Source organism: Mesorhizobium sp. CCNWLY176 (assembly GCF_037153935.1).
In the GTDB taxonomy this organism is placed as follows: domain Bacteria; phylum Pseudomonadota; class Alphaproteobacteria; order Rhizobiales; family Rhizobiaceae; genus Mesorhizobium_M; species Mesorhizobium_M zhangyense.
Genome location: NZ_JBBBDZ010000013.1, coordinates 90,701 through 108,020, shown reverse-complemented (window position 1 = coordinate 108,020; position 17,320 = coordinate 90,701). Strand labels below are relative to the sequence as shown.

At 62.5% G+C, this 17,320-nt stretch carries 14 protein-coding genes and 1 pseudogene; 4 read left to right on the top strand and 11 right to left on the bottom strand.

Going from position 1 to position 17,320, the window contains the following annotated elements:
- Position 1: 1 nt before the first annotated feature.
- Genes WBQ96_RS20680 through WBQ96_RS20670 form a run of 3 tightly spaced genes read right to left on the bottom strand, consistent with a single transcriptional unit; the run spans position 2 to position 3,198 of the window.
- Entirely contained in the window at positions 2-1,165 is a 1,164-nt protein-coding gene (locus WBQ96_RS20680; protein ID WP_336553594.1) for an acyl-CoA dehydrogenase family protein, read from the bottom strand.
- Positions 1,166-1,168: 3 nt separating this feature from the next.
- Positions 1,169-2,266, bottom strand: a complete 1,098-nt coding sequence (locus WBQ96_RS20675; protein WP_336553592.1) for a carnitine 3-dehydrogenase — start codon at positions 2,264-2,266, stop codon at positions 1,169-1,171.
- The gene (locus WBQ96_RS20670; RefSeq protein ID WP_336553590.1) at positions 2,263-3,198 is read right to left on the bottom strand and encodes a 3-keto-5-aminohexanoate cleavage protein; all 936 of its coding nucleotides are present in this window, start codon (positions 3,196-3,198) and stop codon (positions 2,263-2,265) included. Before WBQ96_RS20670 ends, WBQ96_RS20675 begins: the two co-directional genes overlap by 4 nt.
- A 77-nt stretch (positions 3,199-3,275) precedes the next feature.
- Here WBQ96_RS20670 and WBQ96_RS20665 point away from each other — a divergent pair, with 77 nt between their 5' ends.
- Positions 3,276-4,256, top strand: coding sequence for a GlxA family transcriptional regulator (locus WBQ96_RS20665; protein WP_336553588.1), 981 nt, complete (start codon positions 3,276-3,278; stop codon positions 4,254-4,256).
- An 11-nt stretch (positions 4,257-4,267) separates the two neighbouring features.
- On the opposite strand, the gene WBQ96_RS20660 is transcribed toward WBQ96_RS20665, so the two are convergent.
- The 5 genes and pseudogenes from WBQ96_RS20660 to WBQ96_RS20640 all read right to left on the bottom strand — a co-directional run bounded on the left by WBQ96_RS20660 (position 4,268) and on the right by WBQ96_RS20640 (position 9,443).
- A complete protein-coding gene (locus WBQ96_RS20660) occupies positions 4,268-4,477 on the bottom strand; it encodes a hypothetical protein (RefSeq protein WP_336553586.1) in 210 nt (69 codons plus the stop codon).
- Positions 4,478-4,630: 153 nt separating this feature from the next.
- Positions 4,631-5,089, bottom strand: a complete 459-nt coding sequence (locus WBQ96_RS20655) for a GNAT family N-acetyltransferase (protein ID WP_336553584.1) — start codon at positions 5,087-5,089, stop codon at positions 4,631-4,633.
- Between the two features lie 135 nt (positions 5,090-5,224).
- Positions 5,225-6,535 (bottom strand): xylose isomerase, encoded by a 1,311-nt coding sequence (xylA, locus tag WBQ96_RS20650; protein ID WP_165120362.1) that lies wholly within the window; start codon positions 6,533-6,535, stop codon positions 5,225-5,227.
- Positions 6,532-7,986, bottom strand: a complete 1,455-nt coding sequence (xylB, locus tag WBQ96_RS20645) for a xylulokinase (protein WP_336553582.1) — start codon at positions 7,984-7,986, stop codon at positions 6,532-6,534. Before xylB ends, xylA begins: the two co-directional genes overlap by 4 nt.
- A gap of 177 nt (positions 7,987-8,163) precedes the next feature.
- Positions 8,164-9,443: pseudogene (locus WBQ96_RS20640) on the bottom strand (tetratricopeptide repeat protein).
- Positions 9,444-9,763: 320 nt separating this feature from the next.
- On the opposite strand from WBQ96_RS20640, the gene WBQ96_RS20635 reads away from it, so the two are divergent.
- The gene (locus WBQ96_RS20635; protein WP_442920871.1) at positions 9,764-12,661 is read left to right on the top strand and encodes an autotransporter family protein; all 2,898 of its coding nucleotides are present in this window, start codon (positions 9,764-9,766) and stop codon (positions 12,659-12,661) included.
- A gap of 66 nt (positions 12,662-12,727) precedes the next feature.
- Here WBQ96_RS20635 and WBQ96_RS20630 read toward each other — a convergent pair whose 3' ends face one another.
- Positions 12,728-13,351 (bottom strand): LysE family translocator, encoded by a 624-nt coding sequence (locus tag WBQ96_RS20630; RefSeq protein ID WP_336553579.1) that lies wholly within the window; start codon positions 13,349-13,351, stop codon positions 12,728-12,730.
- 100 nt (positions 13,352-13,451) lie between these two features.
- On the bottom strand, positions 13,452-13,577 hold the full coding sequence (locus WBQ96_RS20625; RefSeq protein WP_336553577.1) for a hypothetical protein: 126 nt from the start codon (positions 13,575-13,577) through the stop codon (positions 13,452-13,454).
- Positions 13,578-13,868: 291 nt separating this feature from the next.
- Here WBQ96_RS20625 and WBQ96_RS20620 point away from each other — a divergent pair, with 291 nt between their 5' ends.
- Positions 13,869-14,582 (top strand): L,D-transpeptidase, encoded by a 714-nt coding sequence (locus tag WBQ96_RS20620; RefSeq protein ID WP_165120425.1) that lies wholly within the window; start codon positions 13,869-13,871, stop codon positions 14,580-14,582.
- A gap of 75 nt (positions 14,583-14,657) precedes the next feature.
- Here the strand turns inward: WBQ96_RS20620 and gabT are convergent, their stop codons facing one another.
- Positions 14,658-15,944 carry a 4-aminobutyrate--2-oxoglutarate transaminase gene (gene gabT / locus WBQ96_RS20615; RefSeq protein ID WP_336553575.1) on the bottom strand — a complete coding sequence of 429 codons (1,287 nt, stop codon included), beginning with the start codon at positions 15,942-15,944 and terminating at the stop codon, positions 14,658-14,660.
- Positions 15,945-16,153: 209 nt separating this feature from the next.
- Here gabT and WBQ96_RS20610 point away from each other — a divergent pair, with 209 nt between their 5' ends.
- Positions 16,154-17,320: a diphosphate--fructose-6-phosphate 1-phosphotransferase gene (locus WBQ96_RS20610; protein WP_336553573.1), complete on the top strand. Its 1,167-nt coding sequence runs from the start codon at positions 16,154-16,156 to the stop codon at positions 17,318-17,320.

The window sequence follows — 17,320 nt, the reverse complement described above, 5'->3', positions numbered from 1 at the left end:
GTTACCCGCCGACTGCGCGCAGAAGCGCCCGCGAAATGATATGCCGCTGGATCTCGGACGTGCCCTCCCAGATGCGCTCGACGCGCGCGTCGCGCCAGATGCGCTCCAGCGGCAGATCGTCCATCAGGCCCATGCCGCCGTGGATCTGGATCGCCTCGTCAGCAACGAAGGCGAGAACCTCCGTCGCCTTGAGCTTGGCCATCGCCATGTCCTGATCGGTGACCGTGCCCCGGTCGTATTTCCAGCCGGCCTCGAACACCATCAGGTCGGCAGCCTTCAACTCCGTCGCCATATCGGCGAGCTTGAAGGAAACACCTTGGAACTTGCCGATCTGCTGGCCGAACTGCTCGCGCTGCGCGGCGTATTCGATGGCATGGCCCAGCGCCCGCTCGGCCCGGCCAAGGCAGGTCGCACCGACTTGCAGGCGGGTCGCGCCAAGCCAGGAATTGGCGACCTCGAAGCCTTTATGGACTTCACCCAGAACCTGTTCCTTCGGCAGGCGGCAGTCGTCGAATTCCAGCACCGAATTGGTGTAGCCGCGATGCGAGACATTGCGGTAGCCGTCGCGCACGGTGAAACCCTTGGTGCCCTTGTCGACGAAGAAGGCGGTAATCTTCTTGCGCTTGCCGCGGGAAGAATCTTCCTCGCCGGAAGCCATGAAGACGATGGCGAAATCGGCAATGTCAGCGTGGCTGATGAAATGTTTGGTGCCATTGAGCACCCAATCGTCGCCGTCCTGCACGGCGGTTGCCTTCATGCCGCGCAGGTCGGAGCCGGCGCCCGGCTCGGTCATGGCGAGGCAGTCGGACTTTTCGCCGCGAATGCAGGGAAACAGATATTTCTCGCGCTGTTCGGGCGTGCCGGCGAGCAGGATGTTGGAAGGCCGCGCCACACAGGTCCAGTGCAGGGCGTAATTGGCGCGTCCAAGCTCCTTTTCGTAGAGCAGCCATGTCACTGTATCCAGCCCCGCCCCGCCAACATCGGCCGGCATGTTGGCGGCATAGAGCCCGGCTTCGATCGCCTTGGCCTTCAACTCCTCGATCAGGTTGGGGCGCAGATGGCCGGTGCGCTCGACCTCGGCTTCATGAGGATAGAGCTCGTTTTCGACAAAGGCTCGCGTGGTATCGACGATCAGGCGCTGCTCTTCGGAAAGGCCGAAATCCATGGCTTAGCCCTTCTTCTTTTTCTTCGGCTTCTCGGCCTTGGCTTTCACCGCTTTGGTTGCCTTGGCCTTTTCCGCAGACTTGGAAGCCTTGGGCTTCTTGGCTGCGAGCTTGGCAAGCTGCTTCGTGTAGTCATTGTGCAACTCACCGGCGCCCCAGCCCTTGCCCTTGTTCTGCTTCGAAAGGGCTTCCATGATGGCGACGAGATTGTCGTCGCGGATCTTTTCGAGTTCGCGGATCGACCACTTGGCGGACTGGTCGTCCGACTGCGTGGCGATGAGGTCGACCAGTTCGTCGTTGAATTCCGGCACGTCCATCAGCTTGGTCCAGGGCCATTTCAGGCAGGGGCCGAACTGGGCCATGAAATGGCGCATGCCCGCCTCGCCGCCGGCGACGCGATAGACCTGGAACATGCCCATCTGCGCCCAGCGCAGGCCGAAGGAATAGCGCATGATGTCGTCGAGTTCCTCGACTGTGCAGATGCCATCCTTGATCAGCCATAGCGCCTCGCGCCATGCGGCTTCGAGCAGGCGGTCACCGACGAAAGCCTCGATCTCCTTGCGGATCACCACCGGCTTCATGCCGATCGAGGCATAGATTTCCTTGGCGACCTCGATGGCTTCCGGAAAAGTCTGCTCGCCGCCGACGATCTCGACCAGCGGCAGGAGATAGACCGGGTTGAACGGGTGGCCGACGACCAGCCGCTCAGGATGCTTCTTCATCGCCACCTGCATGTCGGTGGGTTTGATGCCGGACGTGGAAGAGCCAATGATGGCGCTGGCCGGTGCGTGCAGGTCGATCTCGGCCAGCACGCGATGCTTCAGGTCGAGCCTTTCCGGCACGCTTTCCTGGATAAAATCGACGTCGTGCACCGCTTCCGCGATGGTCTTGGCAAAGGTCAGCTTGCCTTCCTTGGGCAGGCCGCCGGGCAGCATCTGCCTGTAGGCGCGGCGCGCGCCCTTCATCACTTCGCTGACCTTGCGCGAAGCCTCCGGGTCGGGATCGTAGATCGAAACGTCGATGCCGTTGAGAAGCAGGCGCGCAACCCAGCCGGCACCAATGACACCGCCACCGATTGCGGCGGCCTTGCTGACAATGCTCATGCGGATGCTCCGGCGTTCTGGCTGATGGGTGCGCGCTTGGTCAGGTTCAGCTTCTTGCGCACTTCTTCCGGCCCGATGACGCGCGCGCCCATGTTGGAAACGACCGTGACGGCTCGCTCGACCAGCTGCGCATTGGTTGCGAGCACGCCCTTGTCGAGCCAGAGATTGTCCTCAAGCCCGACGCGGACATTGCCGCCGGCAAGCACGGCAGCGGCGGCATAGGCCATCTGGTTTCGCCCGATGGAAAAGGCCGACCAGTTCCACGTCGACGGCACGTTGTTGACCATGGCCATGAAAGTGTTGAGGTCGTCCGGCGCGCCCCACGGCACGCCCATGCACAATTGCACGAGTGCGTCCGGCTTCAGAACGCCTTCCTTCACCAATTCCTTGGCAAGCCAGAGATGTCCGGTGTCGAAGGCTTCGATCTCCGGCTTGACGCCCATCGCCGTCATCATGCTGCCCATGGCGCGCAGCATGCCGGGAGTGTTGGTCATGACATAATCGGCTTCGGCGAAATTCATGGTGCCGCAGTCGAGCGTGCAGATCTCCGGCAGGCACTGGCGCACATGCTCGACACGCTCGCTGGCGCCGGCCATGTCGGTGCCCTGCGTCTTCAGCGGCAGCGGCTGCTCGGTCGAGCCGAAGACCATGTCGCCGCCCATGCCGGCGGTGAGGTTCAGCACGACATCGACATTGGCATCCCGAATGCGCTCGGTGACCTCCCGGTAGAGATGCACGTCGCGGCGCGGCTTGCCGGTTTCGGGGTCACGCACATGGCAATGGACGATGGCAGCGCCCGCCTTTGCCGCATCGATCGCCGAATCGGCGATCTGCTTGGGAGAACGCGGCACATGCGGGCTTCGATCCTGCGAGCCGCCGGACCCGGTCACGGCACAGGTAATGAAAACCTCGCGGTTCATCTCAAGCGGCATCGAACTCTCTCCCAATCGAAACAGGCGACAACAATGCCTGACTTGCCGGAAACTGCTTTGCACTTTACGAAGTAGGATTGATGAAAAGCGAAAAGCCCTCGATCTTTCTGCCGGACCGTTCAGCCCTCAAGGTAACGCTTCTGGTTTTCTCCGGCTCGTCCATCATGTGCGTGGCCTCGGCAATCGACCCGCTGCGCGCTGCCAACCGCGTTTCGGGCGAAACGCTTTTCGACTGGAAGATCGTATCGATCGACGGCGAGGCACCAGTCACCACATCCGGCCTGCCCGTCGCGGTCAGCGGCCGTTTCGATGCCAATGAAAAAACCGATGTGCTGGCAATCGTCGGCGGCTTCGGCACCAAGACGCAAGGCACACCCGCCCTGCTGGCTGCCCTGCGGCGAACCGCGCGGTCAGCGCAGGCAATCGGCGGCATCGAAGCCGGAACATGGCTTGTCGCGCGTGCCGGTCTGCTGGAAGGGCGCGCCGCAACCACGCACTGGGAAGACATGGAAGATTTCGCGCAAGCCTTCCCCGGCGTCGACGTGCGGCCAGACCGCTATGTCATCGACGGCCCGGTCTTCACCAGCGGAGGGGCATCGCCCACCTTCGACCTGATGCTGCACCTCATCCGCTCGCGCCTCGGCATGGCGGTGGCGCTCGATGTGGCGAGTGTCTTCATCTACGATCAGGCGCGCGCCGCAACGGACGCGCAGCCGCTCGTTTCGCTCGGCCGGCTCGACGGCTATGACCCGCGCCTCGCCCAGGCCATCCGCCTGATGGAAGCGCATATCGACCAGCCCTTGACGGTCGCGGCCATCGCCAGACGCGCTGGGGTCACGCCGCGTACGCTGGAGAGCATTTTCCGCAAATCGATCGGCGAGACGCCGGGCGCTTATTATCTCAGGCTGCGCCTCGCCGCGGCGCGCCGGCTGGTCGCCGACACGCAGGTTTCGATGGCGGACATCGCCACGCGCACCGGTTTTTCCTCGCCGGCGGCGTTTTCCAGAAGTTTCTCGCATGCGTTTGGGGAAGCGCCGGTCAGGATCAGGCGGCGCTAGACCGTGTTTTGTCAGGCCGCGTCGCGCTGGTCCTTGCCAATGAGCGAACGCAGTTGATTTGCCAGAACCGCCTCGAGCCGGCTGTTGACGGCGCGGTCCCATTCGTTCGTCTGCTCGCCGGTGGAAACCTGGGCGGGCAAGGCAAACAGGCCATCGACGATCGAGCTGCCTTCGCGGCGCGAAAGCAGTATTTCAATCTGGTTTTCAGGTTCGGAGTTCATCTCGACTGTCCTCCTATAAGGCTACTCTGAAGCCACTATATAGGAAGCAGGTGACGGCTTCTTGAAGGCAGGAGAGGGGTCATCATGAGGCAAAATCGGTCACACTTTGTTGCGCTGACCACCTGCCGCGAAACACAAATTTGAACCGCGCAATCAGGCGAATTGCTTGACAAACAGGACCGTGGTGAACCCACTGTCCCATTCATCATCGGGATAGCGGCCTTTCTCCTCATATCCGCGCGCCTTGTAAACGGCCTGAGCCTGCTCGTTGAACGTGTCCGTCTCCAGTCGGGCCTGCGGGAAACCGGCGCTGCGGATCATCGCCTCCGCGTGATCGAGAAGGTTGCGGCCGACACCACGCCCCTGATATTGCGTGGAAACGTGCAAGGCTTCGATGAAATCGTCTTGCCAATGCACCAGCCCGGCAAGCTTTCCGTCTATCTCGGCGACGGCGAAGTCCTGCCCGTGTTCATCCACATAGCGGCCGCCAATATCCGAGTGGACATAGCGCTCTGCCGATGCGGGCGTTATATGCGGCAGCCAGGTATTCTCGAACGTATCGCGCAGGATTTCCTTCAGCGCGACAGTATCGCCTGCCCGCGCGCGGCGCACATTTATTCGACCATCACCCATCTGCCTTCAGCCTCCGCTTTGCCGCCTTTCCTAGCAGCAGCCAACAGCGGTGGCTTTCGTCAGATCGGGGCAAGCGTGGTGCCAGCGGCGTAGCGCGCCGGCACCCTGCCAGGCTCATACGTAGCGGTTGACGACGTTCTCAAGATACTCCTGCCGGCCCGACTTCGGCTGCGGCTCGATCTTCTTCTTGACGACGCGCTCGGCGATCTCTTCCAGCGAACGCTTGCCCGAAAGCATCGCCTTGGCTTCGGCGGATTTCCAGCCGGCGTAACGCTCTTCGAGCGGACCCGAAAGCGCCTTGTCCTCGATCATTTTCGCGGCAGCCTTCAGCCCGCGCGCGCAGCAATCCATCGCCCCGATATGGCCGATCAGCAGGTCCTGCGGGTCGAGCGACTGGCGGCGCAGCTTGGCATCGAAATTGGTGCCACCGGTCTTGAAGCCGCCGCCGGCCAGCACGTGATAATAGGCCAGCGCCATCTCAGGCACATTGTTGGGGAACTGGTCGGTGTCCCAGCCGGACTGGTAATCGTTGCGGTTCATGTCGATGGAACCGAAGATGCCGAGCGCGTTGGCCAGCGCCAGTTCGTGCTCGAAGGAGTGGCCGGCGAGAATGGCGTGGCCCTGCTCGATATTGACCTTGACCTCCTTCTCCAAGCCGAAATCCTTCAGGAAGCCATAGACCGTCGCAACGTCGTAATCATACTGGTGCTTGGTCGGCTCCTGCGGCTTCGGCTCGATGAGGATCGCGCCCTTGAAGCCGATCTTCTTCTTGTAGTCGACGACCAGCGACAGGAAGCGCCCCGCCTGCTCGCGCTCGCGCTTCATGTCGGTGTTGAGCAGGGTCTCATAACCCTCGCGCCCACCCCACAGCACGTAGTTCTCGCCACCGAGCTTCTTGGTGACGTCAAGGCACTTTTTCACCGTCGCGGCAGCGTAGGCAAAGACATCCGGGTCGGGATTGGTGGCAGCACCTGCCATGAAGCGGCGGTTGGAAAAGAGGTTGGCCGTGCCCCAAAGCAGCTTGACGCCCGTCTGTTTCTGCTTCTGCGCGAAGATGTCGACAATATCATCGAGACGGGCTGCACTTTCGGCGAAAGTATCGGCTTCAGGGCGCACATCCGCATCGTGGAAGCAGTAATAGGGCGCGCCCAGCAGCGAGAACATCTCGAAGGCGACATCGGCCTTCAGCTTGGCATTCTCCATCGTATCGCCGAACCACGGACGCTCGAAGGTCTGGCCACCAAAGGGATCGCCGCCCGGCCAGGCAAAGGAATGCCAGTAGGCAACGGCAAAGCGCAGATGATCCTCCATGCGCTTGCCGAGCACCACTTCGTCCTTGTTGTAGAAGCGGTAGGCCAGCGGGTTGGTGCTGTCGGGGCCTTCATATTTGGCGGGCTTGGCGTCGCCGAAAAAACCGGTGGTCACGATGAAACTCCTCTGATGGCTGGGTAGAGCGCGCGGTAGCGCTGATAGGCGTTCGAATAGGGGTCTGCTTGCCGGGCGTCGGGCTCGATCGTCTCGGCCGTTTCCGGCGCAACACAAACGGCCAGCGGATCGGCGTTCTCCGCCGCGATCAGGCCAAGTCGGGCGGCGCCGAAAGCAGCGCCAAAATCGCCATCGGCCGGGATGTCGACCGGCACGCCGAGCGCGGTAGCGATCGATTTCAGCCAGTAGCGCGAGCGCGAACCGCCGCCGATCGCCGTGACGCGGGAAAGCGTGGTGCCTGCCTTCTTCAACGCCTCAAGGCTATCACGGAAGGCAAACGACACGCCTTCAAGTACCGCCTGCGTGAGCGCCGCACGGTCCGATTCATGGCCAAGGCCGGCAAAGACACCGCGGATCGCCGCATCGTTATAGGGCGTGCGTTCGCCGGAGAGGTAGGGCAGGAAGGAAACACCGGTCGGTGCTTTCAATTCATCGCCGAGTTCCTGCGTCAGTTCGGCTGCGCTTTTGCCCGTGATCTCGGAAAGCCAGTTGAGCGAATCCGTCGCCGACAGGATGACGCCCATCTGATGCCAGGTGTCAGGCAAGGCATGGCAGAATGTGTGGACGGCACTTTCCGGGTTCGGAAGGTAGGAGCCGTTGGCCGCAAACAGCACGCCGGACGTGCCCAGCGAAACAAAGGCATGCCCAGGCTTGACCGTGCCCATGCCGCAGGCGGAAGCCGCATTGTCCCCTGCCCCGCCGGCAACGACGACGTTGCCGCTGATACCCCACTTGCCCGCAAGCTCGGCGCGCAGAACGCCCGCTTGCTCGGTGCCCTCGACAAGGCTCGGCATATGCTTTTCATCGAGGTCGGTTGCCGCCAGCAGTTCGGGCGACCAGCACCGGTTGGCGACGTCGAGCCAAGACGTGCCGGCCGAATCCGACATCTCGGAAATATGCTCGCCAGTCAGCCAAAGGCGCAGGAAATCCTTGGGCAGGAGAACCTTCGCGACCTTGGCGAAAACCTCCGGCTCATGGTTCTTGACCCATGCCAGCTTCGGCGCAGTGAAGCCGGGAAAGACGATGTTGCCGGTGATCTTGCGAAAACGCGGATCGGCATCCAGCTTGGCCGCTTCCGCATGGCTGCGTGTGTCATTCCACAGGATGCAGGGCCGCAGCACATGATCGCGCTCGTCCAGCAGCGTCGCGCCATGCATCTGGCCCGAAAGGCCGATGCCCTTGACCGCGCCAAGCTCTTTGGAATGTTTCGCCTTCAGCTCGCCCAAAGCTTCTTCGGTGGCGCGGATCCAGTCGGCGGGGTTCTGCTCCGACCAGCCATGGTGGGGGCGAGAGACATCCAACGCACCGTGCCCGGAGGCCACGATTTTCTGCGCATGGTCCATCAACAGCGCCTTGACGCCGGACGTGCCGAGATCAATTCCGAGATACATCGCTCTCCTCCCGACTGAAGCCAAATGCAGGCAGGTGCCCCGCTTCAGACGTATTCGCTTCTTGTGTCAGAGCGCCACGAAGCTGCCCTCGCGCCGCAAATCCTCCCGTATTCCTGTTTCATAGCAAATATTGCTGCGCTGGGAAGTATTTTTTCGGGTCTCGTAAAAAATGATTGTTCAAGCAACCCCTGCTCTCAGCGTCTCGGCTCGCTTGATGAAAAGCTGTGACAATGGGCTGGCTGGTCGCGCATTCGCCCGACTGGCCGACAGTCTTCCTGCGAGCGAAGCATCGCCCGCACGCAATGCCGCCTCGATGAGCGTGAGGTCGATAACATCGCGCTGCGCATGACTTCCGCCGAATGTGTGTGCGATCGAAAGCACCGGTTGGAGCAATCGAACGGTGTCGTCGTAGCGCCCTTCCCCGAACGCCTTGAGAGCCAGCGTGACCGGATGGCCGACATCCCGCGTGAAGGCGGCATTGTCGTCGCCAGCCTGCATCGCCTCATATTGCGCGTCGAGGAGTTCCCTTGCCGGCTCGGAAAGCCCCGCGCCAACAAAGGCCATCATCGCGTGGATGTCGTTGAAGGCGTAGTTGCCGGCTTTCGCCTTGGGTGCCCAGCCGGCGGCGAGACCGGCCCAGCGCGAACCAACATCGACGCCGCCCAGATGCAGCCGCCAGAGATCGGCCCGTCATAGAGCGCCAGCACTTCGTCCGTCTCGCCGAGATCGTAATGAAACAGCGCAAGGTGCCACCAATTGTGCACCTGCAGAAAACTCTCTTTCGTCCAGCCTTCGGTGTTGGAACGCATCCATGAAATGCCATCACGCTGGCGGCTCTGCATTTCCATCACATGGGCGACTGCATGCTGTGCCCAGCCGTCACGCGGCTCGAGGTCTATCGCTGCGCGGCCCAAGGCTTCGGCGCGGGCGTAATCCCCCATTTCCTCGAAGCCGAAAGCCTGCATGCCGAGGATGGCGTGATAGCCGTCCATACCGGCACTCCAGGCAGGCATGGCGCGTGCGAGCCGATCGCGCAGCATCGGCGCGTTGCCGGTGAAGAAATCGATCTGATGACCGGCCTGTAAGGCCAGCGCATCGCGCGGCACCTCCTGCGTCAGATCTTCAAGAACGCGCCCGGCATCGTGCCAGCGCCCGTTGGCGAGATGGCCGAGTGCGGTGACATGCGCGTGTTCGCGGCCCGTCGCGCCAAATTGCGACGCAGCCTCATGACATTCACGCGCAACCACCATGGCCTCGCGCTCCGTCGAGAGGCCGTAGAGATACCCCTTCAGCACATGCGCCATGACGAAACCGGCATCGACGTCGATCGCCGCATTCACAGACCCGACCGGATCGCCGACGAAGCACTGCAGTTCATGCAAGGCGCGCTGATAATGCGCCAGGCTTTCACGCCCCGCCCCGGAAAGGGTGAGACCGAGAGTGTCCCGCTCCTGCATTTTTTTCTCCCGGCGCTGAGACTACCACTGCCACGCAACCACCTGCTTGTGGCATCGCGACAGGATCGATCTTCCCCACCGGGTTTTCAAGCCGGCACAACGGGACGGGGCACGCGACGTGCGATGACGCAGCGTCAGCAAAAATGCAACACCTGTAAACCAAACCGCAATTTCGCCGTACACGGTACGGTTGCCTTCATTGCTAGATTGTGGCTTTAATGCGGCGGGGTTGAGGCATGGGGATTCTGATTGAGCTCTTCTGATCTATAACAATATTGCATTTGGAGACGGTGATGCGGCACTTCACCTCGGACGACCCGATGCCGGGAATATCGGCTTGGGATTCTGTTTCTCGTACGAGGGGCAGGAAGCGCCGCCTCGGACTTCTGGCCTCTACATCAATCGGTATAGCATTCCTTCAGGCAGCACCGGCCATGGCCGCCTGCACGTTCGTGCCGACAGCCGGCAATGACACTTTCGTCTGCGACAGCGGCATATCTCCCGGCGGCCTGACAGACCTTCTCGGCAACAACACGTTGCAGTTTCCGGACGCCGGCACAGGAAATCTTAACGGCAACGTGGCCTTCGGCGACGGCGCCGACCGCATCGAGATGAATTCCGGAACGATCACCGGCACCGTCGACCAGGGCGGTGGCGCTGACAGTTTCATCATCAACGGCGGCACCGTCACGGGCAATGTTCAGCAAGGCGGCGGCATCGACGATTTCCAGATGACGGGTGGCGTCATCCAGTCGCTCAACCAGGGCGACGCGCTGGATACGTTCTTCATGTCCAATGGCCGCATCGTTGACTTCTTCGATGATGGCGACCGCGCCATCATGACCGGCGGCCGCATCGGCCGCGTCAACATGAAGCTCGACAAGAACTACTTCAACATGTCGGGCGGCACGATCGACCGCAATCTCGTTACGGGCTTCGACCAGGACACCGTCATCATCTCCGGTGGAACGATCGGCGGCAACATCAGCGTCAGCGGCGGCAATGACAGCGTGACCGTCACCGGCGGCAGCATCGGCGGCGACGTGCTGATGAGCTTTGGCTCCGACACCTTCACCTGGGACGGCGGCGGCATCATCTACGGCACGGTGGATCTGGGAGGAGACAACGACACCGCGACGCTGAAAGACCTCACCAATGCCAATCTCGGGGCAACGACGGCCATCACAGGCGGCCTCGGAACCGACAGCCTGACCCTCAATCACGTCCTGACACCTGGCGTCGCCCGCTTCCAGAGCTGGGAAAGCATCGCGGCCACCAACGACACGCAGCTGACCTTCGACGGACAGCTCAAGCTCGGCGACAGCGGAACCGGCACCGGAACGCTCAGCGTCGATGCGACGAGCACGCTCTATGGCGGCGGTTTCAACAGCGGCGTCAGCGCCTTCACCGCTGGTCAGCTTGCCGGCGTCGTCAATTCCGGACGCATCGATCTGACCAACAATGGCGGCGGCACCAGCGACACCTTCACTATCGGCGGCAATTATACCGGCGATGGCGGTTTGCTGCTGCTCGACACCGTGCTTGGCGATGATGCATCCGCTTCCGACAAACTGGTGATTTCCGGCGGAACGGCTTCCGGCACGACAAGCATCAGCATTGTCAATGCTGGCGGTGCTGGGGCGTCCACAACGCAGGACGGGATCCAGGTCGTCGAGGCGGTCAATGGCGCAACCAGCGCCAGCGGTTCTTTCTCGCTCAACGGGCCTGTCGCTGCCGGCGCCTTTGAGTACCTCCTGTTCAAGGGCGGCGTGTCCGACGGCACCAGCGAAAACTGGTATCTGCGCTCGACGCTGGTCGCGCCTCCTCCACCGCCACCGACACCCGAGGAACCAAACCCACCGGCACCGCCGCCGCCGGAGCCAGCACCTGCTCCGCCTCCGCTCGAGCCAACTCCGTCGGAGCCGGACCCAGCTACACAGCCGGTAGAGCCGGAACCGACGCTACCGGCACCGCCGCCTCAGGTAACGCCACCGCCGCCGGTGCCGCCGGAGCCCACTCCGAGCAATCCTGATCCTGTTGATCCGGCACCACCGGTGCAGCCTACCGACCCGGCACCCGTCGCTCCTCCGCCACCGCCACCGGCACCACCGATCGATCCGCCGCCGGCACCACCGACGCCGCCGACGGAGCCGGCACCTGTACCAGTGCCGACACCGATCAACACCGGCCCCGAACCGTTGCCGCCGCCTGTTCAACCGGTGCCGCCAACGCCGGGAGCAACACCGGTCATTGCCGAGGTCATTCCGCTCTATCGCATCGAGGTGCCGACCTATTCGGTCCTGCCCCCCGTTGCTTATGAGCTTGGCCTTGCCAATCTCGGCACGTTCCACGAACGCCGCGGTGAGCAGGCCCTGTTGCAGGGCGTGGACTTCCTGCCGGTGGTCTGGGGCCGCGTCTTCGGACAGGACAACGAGACCAAATGGTCCGGAACGGTCTCCCCGACCTTCGACGGCCATCTGCTCGGCTTCCAGGCCGGCGCGGACCTGTTCGGCTGGGAAAGTTCGTCAGGCCATCGCGATCGTGCCGGCCTGTTCGTCGCTCACTCAAGCATGGACGGCGACATTCGCGGCCAGGCGCTCGGCTGGAACGACCTCACCGTCGGCAAGCTGAACCTCGATGGAACCAGCGTCGGCGCCTACTGGACGCATATCGGCCCGACCGGCTGGTATATCGACGGCATCGTGATGGGCACCTGGTTCAGCGGCGACGCGACCTCTGACCGCAATGTCGGCGTCGACATCGATGGAAGCGGCGTTGCCGTCTCCCTCGAAGGCGGCTACCCGATCGCCCTGACCGGCACCTGGACGATCGAGCCGCAGGCCCAGATCATCTGGCAGCACTTGTCGTTCGACGATCAGCAGGATCGGTTCTCCACCGTCTCCTTCGATCCGGGCAGCGGTGCCACCGGCCGCCTCGGCGTGCGCCTGCAGGGCGAAATGCCTTTCGGCGACATGAAGCTGCGGCCCTATCTGAAGGCCAATCTCTGGCACGACTTCAAGAGCACCGACACGGTCACCTTCGGCTCGGACGCTATTTCGACCGAGCGCAAGGGAACCGCTCTTGAGCTCGGCGGCGGTGTCGTCGCCAAGCTCACCGACACGGTCAGCCTGTTTGCCACCGCCGACTACACGACCAATCTCGGTGGCGAGAAGACGCGGGTCTTCGAGGGCAATATCGGCCTCAGCGTGAAGTGGTGAGGCCGAACGCATGAAAGCAAAGAGGCGGGCATTGCCCGCCTCTTTTTTATCCCGAACTATGAAATGCTAACTACCGGACCTGACAGCAACAGTCGCGATACCCGCGCCGACAAGCAGCGTGCCGCCGGTCTTGTTGAAGATGCCGATCGCCTTTGGATTGCGGACGAGATTGCGCGCCCGCGCAGCCACCAGCGCGTAGCCGAACGCATTGGCGAAAGCGAGCGCCAGGAAAGTCGTCTCGAAGATCAGCATCTGCGTCAGGAAATCGGCGTTGTGGTCAAGGAACTGCGGCAGGAACGCCACGAAGAAGGTGATGCTCTTCGGGTTCAGCGCCGTCACCAGCCAGGCATGCCCCATCATCTTCGCAGCGGATGCGGCGTCCGTGCGCGGCTCGGCATTGAGCGTTCCGCCGGCGCGAAACAGCTTTATGCCGAGATAGATCAGATAGGCCGCGCCGATCCATTTAAGGACGGTGAAGACGGTGGCGGATGCGGCCAGAAGCGCGCCGATGCCGAGCATGGAAAGGGTCATGGCGGTGAAGTCGCCGAGCGCGACACCGACCGCCATCGGAAGTGCGGTGCGCCAGCCCTGGCCGAGTGCATAGGAAACCACCAGAAGAATGGTGGGACCGGGAATGATCAGAAGAACTGCTGACGCGGCCGCGAAGGCTGCCCAGGTTTCAAACGGCATGGAACTCTCCTGTGCTCAAAGGAGAGTATAAATCCTTGCCATCGCGATGAAGTAAAGGGGGAAATTTTCGACGCGAAGAGATCGTCTTTAGGCCGGGTTTTCATGAGAATGCCCGCGTAATCGCAGCCACGATATCGGCAGCGCTGACATTGGCGCCAAGCACCATCGCGGTTGCAATGATCGTCCCGAAAAACAACGCCAGATCGGTCTTGAATGTCACACTCATGATTCCCTCGCAGCACATGCGGGGAACCTAGAAACGGGTCCGGTCGAGATTGTGACGCAACGAAGGTGTTGTTGCGTCTTGCAACCCTTCATTGAGGCATTTTGGCGGTCCCGTTCCAGGCGCGCGTCGGCAAGTCCTTGCAAAGTCAGGCGGAAATGCGATTCACGATTTATCAACCACGATTGATGAAAATGCTAACGGCTTTGATCGCAGGGTTTCGCGAATCCCAGAGCGTGTGTGTTCAACCGTGGAAACGTGCCCGTGTCGCAAAATCCAGCCTTGCCGAAATCCATGCCTTCCGACGAACCCGGCCTCATTTCGCGGCGAGCGGCCCTGATCGGGCTTGGCTCGGCTGCACTCCTTGGAACTGCCGGCTGCTCGCGCAGCGTGGATATGTCCGCGCTCCAGCTCGACAATGTCACCACCGGTTCCATCCGGCCGCGCATCAGCGTCGACAAGCAGGTGACGCGCCCGGAGCTGATGTATGCCTCCTTCACCGACAGCGGCAACACGCTACCGGAAATCCCCTTCGCCAAGATCAACCCGAAATTCCGCCGGCAGATCGTCGTCGACCCAACCGGCGAGCAGCCAGGCACGATCGTCGTGCACCTGCAGGAGCGCTTCCTTTATCTCGTGCAGCCGGGCGGCGACGCCATCCGCTACGGCGTCGGCATCGGCAAGGACGGCTTCGTCTGGAACGGCCGTGCCAACATCCAGTACAAGAAGGAGTGGCCGACCTGGACGCCGCCGTCGGAGATGATCGGACGACGCCCGGAGCTGGAAAAATTCCGCGGCGGCCAGCCCGGCGGCCTGACCAACCCGCTCGGCGCGCGCGCGCTCTACATCTTCAAGGACGGCAACGACACGCTGTTCCGCGTCCACGGCTCGCCGGAATGGTGGTCGATCGGCACGGCCGTATCGTCCGGCTGCGTGCGCATGATCAACCAGGACGTCATCGACCTCTACAACCGCGTGCCGACCAAGACGCCGATCGTGGTCGTCTGACCCCTTCTCTGATCCTCAGAAACAGAAACGCCGGCGGTGATGACCGCCGGCGTTTCTGCTTTAAGTAAACCGATCTCAGGCGTTGGCTGCGACCAGCGCCTTTTCAAGCTTGCCCAGGCCCTCGGTGAGGATCTCGTCGGAGATCGTCAGCGGCATGAGGATGCGGATCGTGTTGGCGTTCACGCCGCAGGAGAGAAGCACCAGACCTTCGGCAAGTGCAGCCGTCGTCACGCGCTTGGTGGCGTCGGCGTCGGGCTCCTCGCTTCCGCGGCCCTTCACGATATCGAACGCGACCATCGCGCCCGGTCCGCGGATGGCTGACATCGCCACCGTGTCGTTGCGCTGGGCAAAGCGGGCCAGTTCGCCCTTGATGCGATCGCCGAGCGAATTGGCGCGATCGATCAGCTTTTCCTCGGCAATCACGTCGAGCACGGCCAGCGCTGCCGCACACGCAATGGGGCTGCCGGCATAGGTGCCGCCAAGACCGCCGGGCTCGGCGGCATCCATGATCTCGGCGCGGCCGATGACGCCCGAAAGCGGGAAGCCGCCGGCAAGCGATTTCGCGATCGTCAGCAGGTCCGGCTCGACGCCGCTGTTTTCGATGCCGAACATCTTGCCGGTGCGGGCAAAGCCTGTCTGGACCTCATCGGCGATCAGCAGGATGCCATGCTGGTCGCAGAGCTTGCGCAGCGCTTCCAGAAGCTCGGTGGGAGCCGGATGGAAACCGCCCTCGCCCTGAACCGGCTCGATGATGAAGGCGGCGACGTTCACCGGATCGACGTCTGCTCGGAACAAATACTCGATTGCCTTCAATGTGTCGGCCACCGTCGTGCCAAGCTGCGAAACGGGGAACGGCACATGCCAGATGCCGCCGGGCATCGGTCCGAACTTCTTCTTGTAGGGCGCGACCTTGCCGGTGAGCGCGCTGGTCATCAGCGTGCGGCCGTGGAAAGCGCCGGTGAAGGCAATCACATTGGTGCGCCCGGTCGCGGCACGTGCGATCTTGACCGCGTTCTCGACGGCTTCCGCGCCGGTCGAAAACAGGATGCTCTTGGCCTCGCCCTTGAAAGGAGCCAGCGCGTTCAGCTTCTCGCAGAGCTCGATATAGGGCTCGTACGGCACGATCTGGAAGGCCGTATGCGTGAAGGCGTCAAGCTGCTCGCGCACGGCGGCAATGACCTTCGGATGGCGATGGCCGGTGTTGAGCACGGCGATGCCGCCGCCGAAATCGACATAGCGCTTGTCATCGACATCCCAGATCTCGGAGCCTTCGGCACGCTTTGCGAACACCGGATAGGCAGTCGCCACGCCACGCGGGATCGCCGCGACCCGGCGGGACTGGAGAGAAGCATTGCTTGTCATGACGTTCCTCATTCAAAAATCGTTCCGCCCCATCTATTCGATGGAGCATGCCGGCGGCAACGGTGCACCATGCAGCCAGCGCGAAAGATTGCATGGTTCCAGCGAAGGAGCCGCAATCGATCGGATAATACCCGCTTTTGCGCCAATCATGTTGCGCCAGGCCGGCAAGCGCGCAATCATGCCGCAAACAATTCGAGAGGAATACCTGGATGGCTGCAACATTCGTGATCGCTCAAGGCGGCGGACCTACGGCGGTCATCAACCAGACCATGGTGGGAGCGGTCATCGAAATCCAGAAACGCCACCCGGATGCCCGGATTCTGGGCGCCCGTCACGGTGTGCGCGGCATTCGTGATGGCGACTACGTCGAACTCTCCGACGTACCGGAAGAACAGTTGCGCCGCGTCGGCACGACGCCGGGCGCCGCCCTCGGCAGCACTCGCGACAAGCCGGACGCAGCCTATTGCGAGCTCGTGCTTGCCGGCCTGAAGAAGGTGGGGGCGGACGCCTTCATCTATATCGGCGGCAACGACACGGCGGGCACACAGCAGATACTAGCCGACGCATCGGGCGGCTCGATCGCCTTCGTCCATGCACCCAAGACGATCGACAACGACCTCGTCGAGAACGACCACACGCCGGGTTTCATTTCCGCCGGCGAATTCGTCGCCGGCGCGTTCCTCAGCGTCGATCTCGATTTCCGCGCTTTGCCCGGTGTCTATGTCGGCATCGTCATGGGCCGTCACGCCGGCTTCCTGACCGCCGCTGCCGCTGCCTGGCGCGATGACGAGGACAGCGGCCCGCATCTTCTGTACGTGCCGGAGCGGGCTTTTTCAGTGCCGCGCTTCATCGATGACGTCCGCGCCACGCTCGGCCGTTACAAGCGCTGCATCGTTGCGGTCTCTGAAGGCGTGAGCACGGCGGATGGCAAGTCGCTGGTGGAAAGCATCGTGCCACCCGACCGCCTCGAGCGCGACGCCCATGGCAATCTGAAGCTTTCCGGCGGCGATCTCGGCCTCGCCTTCGAGCATGCGCTGCGCGACGGCCTGCCCGGAACGCGGGCCCGTGTCGATGCACTGGGCTACATGCCGCGCGGCTATATCGGCGCAATCAACGACACCGATTCCCACGAGGCATTCAACGCCGGCGCTTTCGCCGTAGAAGCCGCAGCAAAAGGCGGCGGTTCGGTCGCCCTCCAGTTCGACGGCAAGAAAACGGTCATGAAGCTGGTGCCGCTTTCGGCCGTGGCGGGCAAGACCCGCCACATGCCCGACGATTTCCTCAAGCCCGATGTCAACGAGCTTTCCGACAAGGGTATCGCCTACCTGAACCGGCTGGTGCCGGGAAAATATCAGGTGGGCAAACCGTTCGTCTAA